This window comes from Agarivorans aestuarii (assembly GCF_019670125.1).
Classification (GTDB): Bacteria; Pseudomonadota; Gammaproteobacteria; order Enterobacterales; family Celerinatantimonadaceae; genus Agarivorans; species Agarivorans aestuarii.
Genome location: NZ_AP023033.1, coordinates 3345830 through 3363229 on the forward strand (window position 1 = coordinate 3345830; position 17400 = coordinate 3363229).

At 45.3% G+C, this 17400-nt stretch carries 15 protein-coding genes; 8 read left to right on the forward strand and 7 right to left on the reverse strand.

All coding sequences use genetic code 11. The features are described from left to right. Positions 1-7: 7 nt before the first annotated feature. Complete coding sequence (locus tag K5609_RS15550) at positions 8-778, forward strand: class I SAM-dependent methyltransferase (protein WP_221074444.1); 771 nt, start codon at positions 8-10, stop codon at positions 776-778. A 61-nt stretch (positions 779-839) separates the two neighbouring features. Here the strand turns inward: K5609_RS15550 and K5609_RS15555 are convergent, their stop codons facing one another. Continuing rightward, a complete protein-coding gene (locus tag K5609_RS15555) occupies positions 840-3824 on the reverse strand; it encodes an ExeM/NucH family extracellular endonuclease (protein ID WP_221074445.1) in 2985 nt (994 codons plus the stop codon). 482 nt (positions 3825-4306) lie between these two features. Between K5609_RS15555 and K5609_RS15560 the strand changes: the two genes are divergently transcribed. After that, a complete protein-coding gene (locus K5609_RS15560; RefSeq protein ID WP_221074446.1) occupies positions 4307-4837 on the forward strand; it encodes an SHOCT domain-containing protein in 531 nt (176 codons plus the stop codon). 11 nt (positions 4838-4848) lie between these two features. Here K5609_RS15560 and K5609_RS15565 read toward each other — a convergent pair whose 3' ends face one another. Next, the gene (locus K5609_RS15565; RefSeq protein ID WP_221074447.1) at positions 4849-6066 is read right to left on the reverse strand and encodes an MFS transporter; all 1218 of its coding nucleotides are present in this window, start codon (positions 6064-6066) and stop codon (positions 4849-4851) included. A 104-nt stretch (positions 6067-6170) separates the two neighbouring features. Here K5609_RS15565 and K5609_RS15570 point away from each other — a divergent pair, with 104 nt between their 5' ends. The 4 genes from K5609_RS15570 (at position 6171) to K5609_RS15585 (ending at position 9294) form a co-directional block, all read left to right on the forward strand. Then, positions 6171-7055: a LysR family transcriptional regulator gene (locus tag K5609_RS15570; protein WP_221074448.1), complete on the forward strand. Its 885-nt coding sequence runs from the start codon at positions 6171-6173 to the stop codon at positions 7053-7055. An 83-nt stretch (positions 7056-7138) separates the two neighbouring features. Next, positions 7139-7972, forward strand: a complete 834-nt coding sequence (locus K5609_RS15575) for an ion transporter (RefSeq protein WP_221074449.1) — start codon at positions 7139-7141, stop codon at positions 7970-7972. A 67-nt stretch (positions 7973-8039) separates the two neighbouring features. Next, positions 8040-8747 carry a glycerophosphodiester phosphodiesterase family protein gene (locus tag K5609_RS15580; protein WP_221074450.1) on the forward strand — a complete coding sequence of 236 codons (708 nt, stop codon included), beginning with the start codon at positions 8040-8042 and terminating at the stop codon, positions 8745-8747. A gap of 49 nt (positions 8748-8796) precedes the next feature. Then, positions 8797-9294, forward strand: a complete 498-nt coding sequence (locus tag K5609_RS15585; protein ID WP_221074451.1) for a TetR/AcrR family transcriptional regulator — start codon at positions 8797-8799, stop codon at positions 9292-9294. 8 nt (positions 9295-9302) lie between these two features. On the opposite strand, the gene K5609_RS15590 is transcribed toward K5609_RS15585, so the two are convergent. Continuing rightward, the gene (locus K5609_RS15590) at positions 9303-9839 is read right to left on the reverse strand and encodes a GNAT family N-acetyltransferase (RefSeq protein WP_221074452.1); all 537 of its coding nucleotides are present in this window, start codon (positions 9837-9839) and stop codon (positions 9303-9305) included. 6 nt (positions 9840-9845) lie between these two features. Beyond that, entirely contained in the window at positions 9846-10190 is a 345-nt protein-coding gene (locus K5609_RS15595) for a DUF2956 domain-containing protein (RefSeq protein WP_221074453.1), read from the reverse strand. Positions 10191-10361: 171 nt separating this feature from the next. Here K5609_RS15595 and K5609_RS15600 point away from each other — a divergent pair, with 171 nt between their 5' ends. Further along, a complete protein-coding gene (locus K5609_RS15600) occupies positions 10362-11582 on the forward strand; it encodes a uracil-xanthine permease family protein (protein ID WP_221074454.1) in 1221 nt (406 codons plus the stop codon). A 62-nt stretch (positions 11583-11644) separates the two neighbouring features. Here K5609_RS15600 and K5609_RS15605 read toward each other — a convergent pair whose 3' ends face one another. From K5609_RS15605 to K5609_RS15615, 3 genes are all read right to left on the reverse strand, one after another. Beyond that, complete coding sequence (locus K5609_RS15605; protein WP_221074455.1) at positions 11645-12991, reverse strand: DUF1501 domain-containing protein; 1347 nt, start codon at positions 12989-12991, stop codon at positions 11645-11647. A 9-nt stretch (positions 12992-13000) separates the two neighbouring features. Then, entirely contained in the window at positions 13001-14890 is a 1890-nt protein-coding gene (locus K5609_RS15610; RefSeq protein ID WP_246611870.1) for a DUF1800 domain-containing protein, read from the reverse strand. A 350-nt stretch (positions 14891-15240) separates the two neighbouring features. After that, positions 15241-15834, reverse strand: coding sequence for a LysE family translocator (locus K5609_RS15615; RefSeq protein ID WP_016403820.1), 594 nt, complete (start codon positions 15832-15834; stop codon positions 15241-15243). Positions 15835-15953: 119 nt separating this feature from the next. Here K5609_RS15615 and K5609_RS15620 point away from each other — a divergent pair, with 119 nt between their 5' ends. After that, complete coding sequence (locus K5609_RS15620; protein ID WP_221074457.1) at positions 15954-17339, forward strand: aminotransferase-like domain-containing protein; 1386 nt, start codon at positions 15954-15956, stop codon at positions 17337-17339. The last annotated feature ends 61 nt before the right edge of the window (positions 17340-17400 follow it).

Sequence of the window (17400 nt, forward strand, 5' to 3'; positions counted from 1 at the left end):
GGCGAGCATGGACTATTTAGCACTAAACAAAACCGCTTGGGATAAACGTACCGAGCTGCATGTAGACTCTGATTTTTATGATGTAGACGGATTTCTCGCCGGCAACAGTTCACTTAAGTCGATAGAGCGTGACTTAATGGGCGATGTAAACGGCAAAAAGTTATTGCACCTGCAATGTCATTTTGGCTTAGACAGCTTATCTTGGGCGCGCCTAGGTGCAGAGGTAACCGCGGTAGATCTATCTAGCGAAGCGATTAAACGTGCCAACGAACTTGCCGAGAAAACTGGCTTAAGCGCCGAATTCATTTGTAAGGATGTTTATGGTTACGCCGAGCAAAGCCAAGCGATTCATGATTGGGTATTTGTCTCTTACGGCGCGTTGTGTTGGCTACCCGATATAAACCATTGGGCAGAAGTGGTAGCGGCTAACTTAAAAGCTGGTGGTAAGTTGTGCTTGGCAGAATTTCACCCAATTCATGACTTATTAAGTGGCTATGGCTACTTTCACCGTGAAGAGGCCGATCTTGATGAAGAAGGTACTTACACCGAAAACGACGATGGTGAAGAGAGCCCAATGCTAACTTGGGGACACCCTATTTCGGATGTAGTAAATGCCTTAATTAAAGCTGGTCTAAAGATTGAACTATTAAAGGAATATGACTACAGCCCTTATAACTGCTTTGAAGACTTAAAAGAGCGGAGCAAAGGTGAGTTTGTATTGGAGCATGAGCATTACGAGTCACCACTGGTTTACGCCATTGTGGCTAGCAAGAGCTAAACGCTAACACAGATGGAAAAAAGGCGAGCTAAGCGCTCGCCTTTTTATTTCCTAAAACTTACTAGTCGTTGTCGCTAATGTTTACCCAAGTGCTAGTAATGTTGCCTAGTTGAACAGGGAAGGCTGAGAACAAATACACTTTAAAGCGCTCGCTGCCCTCTTTGCGATTGTCGTCAACAATTTTGGCACGCACATGTTTAACGCCGCTTTCACCTTGAGTCCACTTCACTCGCTGAATAAACGGCGCGCGGTAATCAAACCAGTTTGCTGAAGACGGTAAAACCAAAGCCCATGCAGTGATAGTGCTGTTGGCTTCCCCATTTAATACTAATGGAATGTTAATGTTGCCGGCAGATTCATCGACTTCTATTTGCTCAAACCGCATCGCCACACTTAATGGCGTATTGTCTTCAATCAGCAGCTCTACCTGCGGAGCCGCGACACTGGCGCCACCTTGCTCAATGCTTAGTTGCAAGTAGGCACTCTCGCTACCTTCCACTAAGTCATCGGCATAAGCAGCGATGTTTAGCTCGCGGCTGCTCATATCTCCATCCAACCAGCTTAACTCACCACTGATTAGCGGTAGATCTTGCTCATCGGCCGAACCTGCAATCACTTGAAATTTAAGCACCACGTCACCGTAATCTCCGTCTAAGCGCTCAATTACCAGCGGGCTATTGCTACCCTCAACAATGCTAAGTTGAGAAACCGAGCTAATACTGCCAGCACTGCGCATATCTAAGGCCACGATCACGGGGTCATGATCAGAAGCACGGTAGGCATCAGGAGCGTAAAAGTTGGTGATTTGTGCGTCAGACTTATACTCGGTGTTGTAGTCTAAACCAGTAGGCTCGTCAGCATTAATGTGCCAATCGGTAGCATCAAGTACTCGTGATGTTAAAGCAGCGTCGGCTAATGCGTGGTCTAAACTACCGGCCTCTTCATCGTAATAGTAAGAGTAGCTATTGGCTTCAAACTGCGGCACTAGGTTAGTAAAACCAGCACTTTCGAAGGCCAACATTGGGTCTTCTTTAGCGTAAGCGTTAAAGTCACCCAGCAGCAGTACATTTTGTTTTTCTACAAAAAACTGGCTAAGGGTTTGCGCTGCTAAAGTACGCTGGCCATTACAGTTTCCTTGACCATCGCCCATGTCTGGGTCACCTAAGGCATTACAATTACTGCCCTTAGATTTAAAGTGGTTCACTGCCACATAAAGGCTTTCGCCACCTGCTAGCATGCTGAACTTTTGCACTAAAGGAACACGGTGCTTAGCGGTTGCTTGATCAAAGGGATAGGCATTAATCAGCTGGGCATCACCGTCTACCAACACTACACCAGGTTGATAAATTAGCCCTACGGTGATCATGTCTTCGCCAATCCGCTCTGTTAGCGGCTTAACCACCGCATAGCGTTGCTCCTCTGGCAGCTGAGCATTTACCGCGTCAACCAAGTTTTGAATAGCACTAGTTTGCTCAAAGCCATTGTTTTGTAGCTCCATTAAACCCACTACATTGGCATTCATGGCAACCATCGCAGACACTAATTTAGCACGCTGACGCTCAAACTCTTCGGCGGTGTCAGCACCACGAAAATCTGTTGCATTATCAATGTCTAGATCGGTGAAAAAGTTAAGCACGTTAAAGCTTGCAACGGTTAAATTACCTTGCTCACTTAACTCTGGCTCAGCAGTTCGTGGGTTAGCGTCGATAAAAGTCGGTATTTGAGTAGGCTGCACTCTAAACTGACCAAAACTGTAGTTAATCACCCCTTCTACATTGCTTACTTGCGAGCCAGCACGCAGGCTATTTAAAGCCGAGAAGTTAGGGAAGTAAGCTATATCGTCAGGGTTCTGCGAGCTTAAGCCATCGTCTAGCACCAAACGGTTTAGCTGGTTAGCTTGGGCTAAGGCTTCGGCTTCTGGCGTATTGGCTGGATGAACTTGGGTAGACTTAAAGCGCTTACCTAGCGATAACACCGTTTCGCCATAACGATTAAAGGTGTAGGCAGGTGTGGCGTGCAAGGTTTGTGGTAGCACCACTCGCATACCTTCTAGGTGATAAAGGTCTGCGTCGGCTAAGGGCAGGTTTAAGCTGGTAGCGCTAGGCAGCGCTTCTTCGCCACACACAATTAAGCCGCTTACATCTTTAAGCTGATTACCACCGCTATAGGTGGCTAAGGTTGCTTTTACTCGCACTCGTTGGCCTAGCTCAACCTCGTCGGCATAGTGATAAACAAATATGCCTTCTGAGGTTTGTTGGTCGGCATCCCAGTTAGCATCGGCATGTTGCACAAAGAATCCTGACAACTGATTATTGCTTGCGTCACCTTGGAAATCACCAACCACTACCGCTTCAACCACCACTTCTTGGTCAAGCAAGTTAGCACTGCGAATGCTATGAATAGCCGTGCTTGCATCGCCACATTGGCCAATTTCTGAGATTGGCGGATCAACTGGACCACCATCATCCTCACAAGTTTCTTGGCCAATACAGCCTAAGCCATCAACAGTGTTTGTTGCGTAGTTAAACCAGCGAGATGAAATAACAAACTCTTGGCTATTGTCATTATCTGGGCTACTTTCTGCTAGGCGACGTAAGGTTTGATCTTTGGTTGAAGCACCGCCGTCAGTCCAAGTTTGGCGAACGCCAATTTGACCAATGCGATCCAACAAGACATCGTTGGCGTACAGACCTACTGCGTCATCGCCGTTAAAATTAATCACGCTTGATTCTATGCCAACACCAGGGGCGATAAGGGCGTTGTCGTTATTACCAATCACTGCGTTGCTATTTACCAATACTAAGGTTTCGCCTGGCACTAAGTTGCCACTTAAGGCTTGGGTATTGGTAGCAGTACTTGCACCGTTAGAAAACAAGCGCAGCTGATAGTCGCCAGCTGCTAGGTCAACACTTTCGCTGCCATAATTGGCAATTTCAATTGCCTTATTAAAGCTACTACCTTCTATATATTCACTGATTAGTACATTAGCTTGAGCACTAGCACCTAAGGCACATAAGCCCATTAAAATTGCATTTTGGGGTTTCATTATACTCGTCCCTGAGACCATAAGAATGCCGCATCTAGCGGCGCCATTAACTGGTCTAGCCTGACGAAACTTAATGACAAAAAAACACAAAAATGGCGAACAAAATGTGACAACTCAGTGACAGTTTTTTGAAGTGAAAGCTCTAATTTCGATTTGCCAAAGTTAGCTAAATTAACTATTTGGGAGAAGTATTGAACAGAAAGAGTGAACTATTTAAATCTACAGTATTGGTTTTGGCTAACTAGAAACAGCCGCTCTAGAAGCTAGTGAGTTTAAAAAACTTCATATCCCTAAATTTTGAAGATGTAGTTCCCGCCCATGGCGACCCAATGATAGGCCAGCCAAACAACATTACGGTAACACAACCAACAAATTGTGAGTTTTAACCCCCAAATATGGCCTTAAGCTGAAAAAGTAATTGCGTTACCTATAAACAATTATATCCTATGCAAAAATTTGAGATATCAAGGAAGAAAGTTCAAATGTCACACCGAATATACACGCTGCTTTTGTTAGTTCTATTTCCCTTTGTAGTTAACGCCAAAGTATATACCACCTCTTTTAAAGTAGATGCGCCAAATGCTTCAAGTGAGGCTGTTAAAGTCGCCTTATATGACTCTTTAATCAGGCGAGGTTGGACCGTTGATGAACAACTTGAATCCCAAACCATAGCCCACCTTCATAAGCGTAATACGAAGGCAAAAGTAGTCATTGATTATAGTGATACTCACGTAGATATAAATACAACAGGGTCGCGAACATATACAACACCGGGCATGAGCCCAAGTGAGCCAGTAGTCGAAGTTGATAGGCCATTTAACCCAAGAGGATGGATTAAAAATATCGTAAATGACACTAAACGACTTTTACCTCAGGCGATTAATCAGGTTTCGAAGAAAGCCTCCCAAGAACCTAGCCTTACCGTTCAACTAAAAGAACTAAAAGCGCTACATGAGGACGGGCTAATTAGCGAAGAAATCTATTTAGAAAAACAACGATTGTTACTTCAGTAAGCAAAACGTAGCTATAGAGCCTTATGATACAGGGCTCTATTCACTGGTTCTGAACGGAGATAACGCTGCGCCATAAATGCTACCACCGACAGTGAGCAAACACTTACCAACACTATGCCCTGCCATCCCCACGCACTAAAGAAGGGTTGCATTAAAGCGCCACCACTTGCCGCACCAATGTAATAGCTGATGGTATAAAGCGCTGAAGCACTGGCCTTAGCTTGAGTAGCATGCTGGTTTACCCATGCACTGGCTTGCGCATGGCAGAAAAAGAAGCCCATTGAAGACACCACCATTGCCAATAGCAATATCCAAAGTTCGCCAAACAAACTTAATAAACTGGCAATAGTCATCACCAATAAACCCAATACGATACAACGTTTACTACCATATCGCTGAGCAATTCTTCCCGCCGAGCTCGCGGTAAACGTGCCGCCTAGGTAACTAAGAAACAGTAGCGAAGTAAGACTAGCAGGCAAAGAAAATGGCGCTTCTGCCAAAATAAAGGTTAAGTAAGAAAACTGATTAATGAACACACCAAAGCCTACTCCCCCCACTAAGTAAGCGCATACTAACTGCGGGTTGCGAATGTGCCGTTTGTAGTTAGCCAGGCTTTGGCATAAACGCCAGCGACCTAAAGTTTGTTGTTGTTCGGCGGGCAATAGCAAGATAACCAACACCGCCATCACCATGCTAAGTATTGCTACCAGCATAAACGACATTTGCCATGAGCCCAGCAAGTCGGCGCTCCAACCTCCGAGTAAGCGCCCTCCAATTCCACCTAAAGAGTTTGCCGCAATAAAAATACCCACCGCTTTGATTAAAGCACGAGAGTCCAACTGCTCAGCTAAGTAAGCAATCGCTACGGCTGGTACACCCGCTAGGCATACGCCTTGAAAAAACCGTAGCGCAACAATGGCATAAAACGACTGGGGATGCGCCAAACCAATCAGCAAGCTTAAACATGGCACCAACGCGATAGACAACAGCAGAATCTTGCGTCTGCCCACGGCATCCGACAAAGAGGCGAGCAACAACAAGCCTAACGCCATGCCTAACATGGCAGCCGACAGCATCGCGCTTGCCGCCAAGGGAGAAACTTGATACTCACTGGCAAACATAGGTAGCAAAGGTTGCACCAAATACAAATTGAAAAAAGTTACCAGTGAAGCGGCCGATACCGCTGCGGTGACTTTCCAAAAACCTTTACTGTTTTGCTGATACTGCATAGCGTGCTCGACATCGTGGAATAGTTAAATCCTAAGCTTCCACTACCAATAAATAAAATATATTAGTATTATCACTGCTATAAATTTTATTTATGGATAAAGCAATGGAGCTCAGACAGCTACGCCAGTTTGTCAGCGTTGTGGAACTCGGTAGCTTCACCGCTGCAGCCAAACAACTAGGCATCGCTCAACCGGCAATTAGTGCCACCATAAAAAAGTTGGAACAGCAGCTCTCCATTCAATTGCTACAACGCAATGAGCGTAAAGTAAGCTTAAGCGCCGAAGGCCAAGTTCTTTACCAGCACGCAATACAATTGCTTAAACAAGCCGAAGACGCCGAACAAGCCATGCAATCTTTAAAAGGCTTAGAAAGCGGCACGGTAACCATTGGTATTCCCAGTATGATGGGCTCTTACTTCTTCCCTCCCCTACTAATGGGCTTTAAAAGCCTCTATCCACAACTTAACCTCTCGGTGGTAGATGCTGGCACAGAGTTAGTGCGAAAAAAATTACTAAGTGGCGAGCTAGATTTAGGCATAGTGGTTACTCACGATGTGCCCCCAGAGCTGCATTGTGAGCCAATTTATAAAGGTGAATTACTGGCCTGTTGCAGCCAAGACAATCCCCTAAGCCAACAAACCAGCATTAGTCATCGCGAATTTTTAGAACATGAGTTGGTATTGTTTAGAGAGGGTTATTTTCACCATAAAGTGATTGAGCAAATAAGCCGAGAGCAACAGCAAGTGCCGCAGGTCTCTTTTCAAACCAACCTAATCCCCTTAATCAAATCGATTGTTGCCAGAGACTTCGGCATCACCACCTTGCTTAGCATGGTGGTTCAACCGGGCGATGCACTGCACTCACTCAGTTTTAATCCACCGTTTTTCCTAGAGTTAGGTTTAGCCTGGCGACGCGATGCCTACATGTCTCGCGCCAACCAACGATTTAGAGAGTTTGTCTTGGAGAATTGCAAACTGACTCAAGCATAACTAAGAGACCAGAAAATACTGCAACTGCCATTACACATTTTTCTCGATATACTTAATGAAGAACTACCAGCAAGGATGACGGCGTGTCTAATCAACAACCCCAGCAAAGCCCTTTTCAACAAAGGCTGTATAACGTTATTTTTGGTTACCAAAGCAAAGCTGGCAAACGCTTTGACTTATTATTGGTGATTGCCATTATTGCCAGCGTAACAGTAGTAATTCTCGATTCGGTCAGTGAATTAGAACAGCTTTACCATACCTGGTTTATCGCCATAGAAGTGGTGTTTACGCTGTTTTTCACCCTTGAATATATCGCCCGCTTGTATTGTTCTCCGCAGCCAAAAGAGTACGCCAAGAGTTTTTACGGGGTGGTTGATCTGCTGGCCATTTTACCTACTTATCTGGCGCTGCTTTACCCTGCCGCCCAAGTGATGTTGTTGTTCCGTTTACTGAGAATACTGCGTATTTTACGGGTACTAAAACTGGTGCGTTACATGAGCGAGGCCAATGTATTGCTACGCGCACTGATGTTGGCAAGACGCAAAATTTTAGTCTTTCTGTTTTGCATCTGCTTAATGACCACCATTTATGGTGCCTTAATGTACGCCATTGAAGGGCCCGAAAACGGCTTTACCAGTATTCCTAAGAGCATCTACTGGGCGATTGTTACCATTACCACCGTGGGATATGGAGATATCTCGCCAGCTACTCCACTTGGACAAGCGCTAGCAGCCCTTGTGATGATCACCGGCTTTGCCATTATCACGGTGCCTACTGGCATCGTGGGCGCAGAGCTAGTGAATGAAATGCGCCGTGAGCAAAGTGAACACCGCTGCCTACATTGTGAGCGCGCCGGTCACGACCACGATGCAGATTACTGTAAACACTGCGGCGCAAGCCTGTTAGAAGAATCATAAATCTGTATTATTCAGGCATTAGTCTGCTGGGCTACACTGAATTAGACAACTTATTAACGGTAAATCTATGGCGATTATTGTAGGGCATCGCGGCGCAGCAGGTAGCGCACCAGAAAACACCTTAGCCGGTTTGGACCGAGCTGCAGAGCTAGGTTTAAGCTGGGTTGAATTTGATACATTTTTGGCAAGCGATCACCAAGCTATAGTATTTCACGATGAAAACTTAGACCGCTGCACCCACAGCAGCGGCAAAGTGGCTGAGCACAGCTTAGATCAATTGCTAACCATCGATGCTGGAGTTAAGTTTGCGCCAGAGTTTATTGGCCAACAAATCCCCAGCTTGCGCCAATATTTAATACACGCCAAACAATTAGGTTTGAAGCTAAATTTAGAGCTTAAGTATCACCAACAGCCCCGCCAACAGCTTGCCGAAGCAGTGCTAGAGGAGATTGAACACTGTAATTTTCCCTTAAGCGATTTGCTGATATCCAGCTTCGATCATCAAATTTTGTTGTTTTTACATAAACATGCCAAGCAATTAGAGCTCGCCCAGCTTTATGAAGCCCCTCCAGAAAACTGGCGACAACAGCTCGCAGACATTGATGCCGTTGCTTGCCATTGTAATTATCAAAAACTGAGTGTCGCCCAAGCTAAACAAATCAAACTGGCGGGTTATCGTTTGTCTACATACACTGTAAATGAGCCCACCGAAATCACCGCATTGTTGCCATGGCTGGATATGGTTATTAGTGACTTTCCTGAGCGATTTTTATAGACCCTAAGCGTGCGTTATGGATGTGCGCTTAATTCGCAGGAAGCGAACCATGACGCCAGTAAACTTATCACCCGAGCAACAGCTCAAAGAACGTATTCTCGATCAGGTATTGGCCTTTTTATTAGAGGGCGATTGGCAGCAAATTGAGATGAAAAACATCGCTAGCCAATGTGGAATTAGCGACGCTGAACTGAATGAATGCTTTCCAAGTTTGCAGTCAATTACCTCTGCGGTAAATAGCCGACTAACCCAAAATTTTATTCAGCATTTGGATTTAAGCAGCCGTGAAAGTTTACGCCTAACTTGGTTAGACAGCTTAGAGTCACCACGCTTTCGCGCCATTGTTCATTTGTTTATTGATGCTTCTCAGCAAAAAAGTGTGGCGTGGCGATTAGCCAATGTTGGTTGGAACCAGTTCACTAACCATGTGGCCAGCCATTTAGGCTATCAAGCGGTAAACCAAGACCTACCCTGGTTGCTTGGCAAATCGATGCTCAAATTTATTAACCAGCGGGGACGTATTCCCCTCAAAAGCGTAGACAGTTAGCTGATTAGCTATTCTAAGTCCTCGGCAATAATTGAATAAACCGCCGCATGGCAAGGTTTGCCATAATCCAATACTCGCGCACGAGCTAGGCATTCAAACTGAGCGCCAGCCTTTTCGGCCACTCTGCGGCTGGCAAAGTTTTCTTCGGCTATCACTAGCTCTAGGCGATTAAGCTGCAAGGCATTAAAGGCATAGTCGGCCATTAAACGCACCGCTTCTGAGGCAATGCCTTTGCCACTCGCACTGTCTTTTATCCAATAGCCTAAGTTGGCTGAGCGGTAATTCCATTCGATGCGATTAATTGCAATAGCCCCTAAAAACTCGCCACCTTGGCAGGCAAAGATCCCCATATCAAAAGCAATGTTCTTGGCAATGGCTGCTTGGCTTAGGGCCAGCCATGAACGGCTTTCGTCTTCAGGGTAATCCTCTTCCATCCAATCTAGCCAGCGACAACCGCTAATAGCGGTTTCGCGCACTGCCTGCGCATGAGCGCTAACATCACTGGGTAGGTAAGGGCGAATAAGCACGTGCTTGCCTCGCATCATTAGCTCCTAGGCTGGCAAATTACTATAAACATAGGCTGCAAACCCTATCCACGACAAGCCCAGCAATACCCAAGGTAACGCCTGCGGCTTACTTACACTTTCCGTTTGCGACTCATCATGGCTTTCGACTTGATTATCACTTTGCTGGCGAGCCTGCTTTTTACGGGCTTTGTCGGCTTCACGCATTTTAGCTTTATGTTGCTTTTTGTATTGCTCAATCCCTTTTTGAATACCCGCCGATATCAATTTGGTTTGATCTTTGGTTTGGCCCGGTCGCTGATTAGCTTTTGCTATTGCATCCGCTGTTGCTACCGTTTCTTCCGAAATTTTTTGTTTCTGCTGCTTTGCCACATTACCCCCTAGCGTAGAATGCTACTTTGAACTATCTAGCTACATAAGTCTAAAAGATCACGCAACTATAATAAAACAAAGCCTTTTTTGTAGAGTAACAACCTTGATCATTTTTTTATAACAGCCTTCGGCTTACACTAAGCAAATTTTTTTGTTCAGGGAGAATAACGGATGAACACCCCACTACTTGGGGCACAAATGTTACTTGTTGCATTTGGCGCTACCACCCTAGTACCTCTATTAACGGGCATAAGCCCTAACCTCGCACTGTTGGGTGCAGGTATTGGTACTCTAATTTTTCAGATTTGCACCAAGCGACAGATTCCTATTTTCTTAGGAAGTTCATTTGCCTTTATTGGCCCAATTATTTTGGGTACACAACAATTTGGCCTGCCGGCAACCTTAAGCGGCTTAATGGCTGCAGGCTTAATGTTCATAATTATTAGTGCCGTGGTAAAAGTACGCGGCGTTAAGGTAATTGAGCGTTTTTTACCGCCAGTTGTTGTTGGCCCAGTGATTATGGTGATTGGTTTAGGCTTGGCACCGGTTGCGGTAAACATGGCACTGGGTAAAACCGGTGATGGTTCAGCGGTATTGGTTGAGCAAGACATAGCGCTTCTTATCTCACTGGCAGCCTTATTCACTACCATTGTGATATCGATTTTTGCCAAAGGCATGTTAAAACTAATGCCGATTATTAGCGGTGTTGCGGTAGGTTATATATTAAGCTTGTTCTTTGGCTTGGTGGATTTTACTGCAGTAAGCGAAGCGGCTTGGTTTGCTATTCCAGAGTTTGTTACGCCAGAATTTAACTGGCAGGCCATTCTATTTATTGCCCCCATTGGTTTGATTGTTACCATTGAACACTTTGGCGACATCTTAGCCATCTCCAACGTAACCGGTAAAAACTTTGTAGAAAAGCCGGGCATTCACCGCTCATTATTGGGTGATGGTTTAGCCACCATAACCGCCGCCAGTTTTGGTGCGCCGCCGGTGGTAAGTTACGGCGAGGTAACTGGCGCAGTAAGCCTGCTTAAAACCTACAACCCTATCATCATGACTTGGGCTGCGGTATTTGCGATTGGCCTAGCTTTTGTGGGTAAAACAGGTGCCTTATTACTATCGATTCCAGTACCGGTGATGGGCGGCATTATGTGTTTGTTATTTGGTGCTATTGCCGCCATTGGTTTAAATACTCTAATTAGCAAACAAGTGGATTTATCGATTCCACGCAACCTTGTGATTGTTTCAGTGACCTTAGTATTTGGCATTGGTGGCATGGCGGTTGGCGTAGGTGAGTTCACCCTAAAAGGTGTGGGTTTATGCGGCATCGTAGCGATTATTCTTAACTTGGTATTACCACAAGAAGAGAAAGCTACTGACGCTAAATAGGCTTAGCTCAATACTAAAAAGGCCAGCATCTCGCTGGCCTTTTTTATTACTTATTTAAAGGGTTAACTAAACATCGATAGATGAGTTTGATCAAAGTTGCTCAAGCTTGGGAACAACTCAAGCACTTCGCTATCACTTAAACCAAACCAACGGGCTAAACTGGCAAAATATTGCTCATTGGCCACTTGTGGGATCATTCGACCGCCGCCCACATCATAAGCGCTGTCTAAGGCTTGCTCGATAACCGAGCCATAAATCTCGCCACCATTTACCGCGCCGCCCATCACAAGTTGATTACCCGCCCAGCCATGGTCGGTGCCGTCGCCATTAGAGCTTAGCGTTCTGCCAAAATCTGACATGGTAAAGGTGGTTACTTGGTTAGATAAACCTAGAGTGGTCATCGCACCATCAAATTCAGCCATAGCTTCGGCAAGCTGCGCCAATAACGCTGGGTGATTAACATTTTGATCGTCATGAGTATCAAAACCGCCCATGCCTACAAAATAAACTTGTCGCCCTACCCCAAATTGCGATTGCACAGATAAGGTTTTGGCTACTGCAAGCAATTGCTTAGACAAATTGCTATCACCAAATACATCGGTGAATTCTTCGGCGCTGCCAAGCGCGTCGTTTAGCTGTTCGGTATTGCTAATCGAGGTGTCTAATTTATCACTGTAGCTTTTTGCCAAGGGGTGACTAGCACGACTAAACATTTGCTCGAGTTGTTGCCTAAAATCTTGAGTACGTTGCGAAGTACCGTTATATGCATGCACTCGAGTAATACCCGATTTATTCATGGCAAAAGGAATTGAATTTGGGCCAGTTTGCCACAGGTTATTTCCAGATAAAGATATGTTTGAACCAAAGCTGTCATGTTGATTGAGCAGCTCTAAAATGCGCCCGCCCCAACCATAATTAATGCTTTCTTTTTCTCGACCTTGCATCCACGTAGCTTGCTGGTCGTTATGTGAAAACAAATTGCTAGGTATCGCAGCACTTTTGGCTTTGTACTGCTCCAAGGTAATAGGAGCAACTAAACTCCCTACGCCTGAAACTACAGCAAGTTTCTGATTGTTAAACAAGGGCTCAATGGCTGACAAACCCGGATTTAAGCCAATGCCACCATTAACGGCGGTAACTGGATTAATCGCTATTGAATCTCTCACTGCCAAGTTTTGTCGGCTATTCAAATAAGCAGCTAAAGGGTCGCCTTGCTGCGGAATCAGCATATTAAACGAGTCATTTCCGCCTTTCAAAAAAATACATACTAAGGCTTTAAATCCATCAGCGCTGGCCGCGGGTGTAGCCAAACTTGTCATCGCTTTTAATTGCATACTGGTGAGCGCTGCCATCGACACCCCACCTTTTAAGCACAGCGATAAAAACTCTCGCCTGTTTTTATAAGTCATCTCAGGCTCCTAAAGCTGAACTATGTAGTCGGGAGACACCGACACGGTAAACAACAAAAACGCAACTTGCTGATAAGGGGTCCAACTCGACCAAATATCTTGCACTTCGCGCAGAGTTTGACGCAGGTCACTGCTCATGCTGCCGCTATAAAACAAGGTATCGTAGTAATCGAGCAACGCTTCTAAACCCTGTTGCTCAAGAATATCCACGTGAGCTTGTAGGCTCAGCATAATGCGTTTATCACTTGGCTCAGAAACCAGCTCTTTTATGTTCCATAGAAAGCCGCTGTACTGGTTATTGAACTGACCAATTAGCGCTGCGTCATTAGCAATTTGGAGCTCTGGTGCAACAATATCTAGCTCCAACAAATCGGCGGGTTGATAATCTGGCCTAAAGAAATTAAATACCGATGGCGATCCCAGCGGGGTTTGTCCGTGGCTATCGTTTAGCGACCAAGTGAAGTACCAATTAGCAGGGCTAGCGGCATCTAGTTCACGCCAGAACTGAACGGTTCGTAATAAAGGTTCGCGAATTTTTCCGTAGTAACTTATTACACCTGAATTTTGCCTGGCTTCATCATCAAGCAAAATAGCGCTTACTACAGCCGCTAAATCACCGCGCTCTCCACTGCCATTGTCATCAAATACATTGGCTACACGCTCTACATATTGTGGTGTAGGGTTAGACGTCACTAAACGTTGAATAAGCTGTTTAGAGATAAATGGTGCAACATTAGGATGCTCAAAAAGATTATCTAGTGCATCACGCATGTCATCTTCTGCGGTTTGCCCACCTGCTAGCACCACACCATTTAGCAGTGTTTTGTCTTTTTGCGAGTGATAATCAGGATAAGCTTCCATAGGGATAGTGAAATTACGGCTTGGTCGCTTCCACCGGGCGCTTGCACCAAAGGTCCAACCGGTGAAAACTCTCGCAAAACCTTCAATTTCCTCTTGCCCATAGGTGGCAATGGTATTGCCTTCACCATCGCGTTTAACACTACCATCTTGATTCAGCTCTGCTAAACCAATGGTAAATAACTGCATCACTTCTCGGGCGTAGTTTTCATCTGGACGAATATTAAGTTCTTCGTCAGCTTTTTCGTTGCCTAAATGACTTAAATAGGTGCCCATTACTGGTGATAAGGTTACGTCTTCCAAAAGCTCACGAAAATTACCAAAGGCACGGGTCAGCAAAATATCTTGATAATGTGCCATGCCTTCGGGCTCGCCGCGCAGGGCATTGTTGCTATCAGATACAACAAAAATCTCACTTAAAGCAAAAGCCACCCGCTGTCGCAGCTGGTCAGGAGCATTAAGAGAGGCCTTCCACCATGCATCGATTCGGTTAATTTGGTTTGGCTCTTCACGGTCTGGGTAATTAGCCACTAGAGGTAAGTGCTTGGTTATTGGCAACTGCATTTGCTCTGCTAACCACTCTTGCTCGCTAATACCTGTTGCCTCGTCAATTTCGCTGCCTTTAGGTCCTAAAGTAGCTTGATGCAGCAATCGCGCGGCTTGAGAGCTGCTCATTGCATTTTGCACCTCAAAACTCAAACGCTGGCGAGTCACTTGATCTTGGTCGTTAGTAATAGCAACTTCAAAAGTGTAAGTATCAGCGCTAAGGCTGGAGTTGTTATCTGGAACAATTTCCAACTCTAAGCTGTCGCTTTGAACAAAGTTAATGCTAGGACCCGATACTTGGCGCCATTCAACTTTACTAATGGTGCCTAAACCAGTTGCTTTCGCTCTTAGGCTTACCGGTTGTCCCTTGCGGGCGGTTTCGCTTAACTCTACTTCTACATTGGGCTCTTGCGGTTGAGCGGGCGCAGACTCAGAGCCCCCGCCGCCACAAGCAAACAATGACAAAAGCAAAGCCATACCAATAATACTTCGCATTAACACGTCCATGTTATTAACAAATAAAAAGATAGAGTGTCTAGAAACCAAACCTACAAATCAACAACTTGCTAACATCTGGTTTATATATACCTGTTAGCGCTACTTTACACCAACAATATGATTAATAAGCGCACAAGGCTCCAAATATGACCAAAGTAGTCTACGGCTAGTTTACAGGTGGGATACTCAGCACAATAGACAAGTGGGCTTTGATAAGTGAGTAGTTGAGCATAAGCAAGCACTCATATTATTGGGAGATAACAATTCGTTAAAATCAGTTAAATGACCAAACAGCGAAGGACAAGGTGCAATACTGAGCACATCGAATACCTAGTATTGCTAAAAACTTACACCCACAACAGCACTACGCAGCCAGCAGTTAAGAATGACATGGTAATATTAAAACGCTGTCGTGCGATAGGTGCACTTAACCAGCGGGCAATAAACTTTCCAAAGCTCACCCAAATTGAACCGGTAACCGGATTCACCAAGAAAAACGTAAGAACTAAAGCCCAAATAGACTCCCAGTAAGCTTCACCCGGTAAGGCAAAACTGGCCACGGCAGAAGAGGTCATCATCCACGCTTTAGGGTTTAAGTATTGAAAACCAAGTGACTCAAAAAAACTCAGCGGTTTTGCCATCTGCTGCTTAGCTAACTGACTTTGACGCAAAATACGCAAAGCCAAATACAGCAAGTAAGCACTTCCTAATATTTTTAAGGTCCATTGCAAGCTTGGATACTGCTGAAATACCCAGCTAAGCCCCAAGCCCATTAATAAGATCATCGTGGCAATGCCAGTGGGTATACCTGCCATTTGCGGCACACTGCGCTTATAGCCAAAATTAGCACCCGAAAATGTTAACAGCATATTGTTGGGCCCAGGTGTACCTGCCATTACAAAAGCAAATAACACCATCGATGAAAACAACGCGATATCCATACCGTCCTCCCAAATTAAAATTGTATCGATACAATCAAGCAAAATGATTAAAAAATCGTAGTTAACTCTCATTACTCACGCTAATATAGCGGTAACAAGAGATCAAAAGGTTTATTGTCATGATGACAATTTGGCAGAACTTAGATAGTAGCAATAACAAAGCGACTCAGATTGTTGAACAGCTCCGCCTTCACATTGAGCAACAGCAACTTAAACCTGGCGACAAGTTGCCGCCTCAGCGACAACTGGCAGAGCACCTCGCTGTTACGGTAGGTACCATTAGCCGCGCCTACGCCCAAGCAGAACTGCAAGGTTTAATTGAATCGAAAACCGGCAGTGGCAGTTATGTAAAAAGCCCAACCAATTATCAGCAGCAATGGGGAAGCTTAAAGGGCAATAATCAGCATATTGAGCTTTGGCAAAACACCGCCTTTACCCAAGCGCGTGCGCAGCAGTTGGTGCCCTTGCTGCAAAACTATGCTCAAGCAGGAGAGCAGCTCGATCAGTTATTAGACAATGACCACAGCCAAAACTTAGTGGCGCAGCGTGAATCGGTGTGTGCTTGGCTTAATCAGAGCAGCAGTTGCTTTAAACCTGAACAACTTTTTTTTAGTTATGGTGCCCAGCATGGCTTAAATCTATGTTTAATCGCGCTTGAATTGGTGAGTGAGCGGGTACTGTGCGAGGCTTTGTGTTATCCCGGCTTAATCACCCTCTCTAAACAATTAAAGATAGAGCTAAAAGGTGTTGCCTTAGATGAACAAGGCATTTGCCCAGATAGCCTGCTAAGCCATATCGAAAAATATCACCCCAAAGCTTTATACCTTACGCCAACCCTGCAAAACCCCACCACTGCAATCATGCCTGAGGCTCGGCGCCAGCAGATCATCGATATTTGCGCCGCTCACCAAGTAATCATTATTGAAGATGATGTATGTGGATTGCTGCCAGATCAGCGCCCACCCGCCATGGTTGAAATGGCGCCGCAACAGGTTATTTACTTAAACAGTTTCTCTAAAGGCGCTTTTAAAGGGCTTAGGTTTGCCTACTTACACACGCCGGCTCACTTGCAAACCGCCTTTAATAGCGCCATAAGGGGCAGTGTTTGGAATATTAGCCCTTTACTGGTTGATGTGGCGATCCAGTGGATACAAGCCGGTTTTGCCGACAAAGCCCTAATAGAGCAACGGCGCTTAATTGGCCAACGGGCCCAGCTACTTCACCACCATATGGCGGGCATGGATTATAGTTACCAAGAAGGCGGTTTACATTGCTGGCTGCGCTTACCCGCTAACTGGCGCTGCAGCCAGTTTGTTGCTGCAGCACAGCAACACGGTGTAGAGGTCGCTTCTGCAGAGCATTTTGTGGTAGATAATCAAGCTAGCCCTAACGCAGTGCGTTTATCTTTAGGCCAAGCTGAATCTAATCAACAGCTCGATCAAGGCTTAGCAATTTTAGCTAAACTGCTCAAAGCCACACCCGAGCCCAAACGGCAATTATTCTAAGCGACTAAACACCGATAAACTTGCATCTGCGCTAGTCTCTACCTAGACTAGCGCAATATTG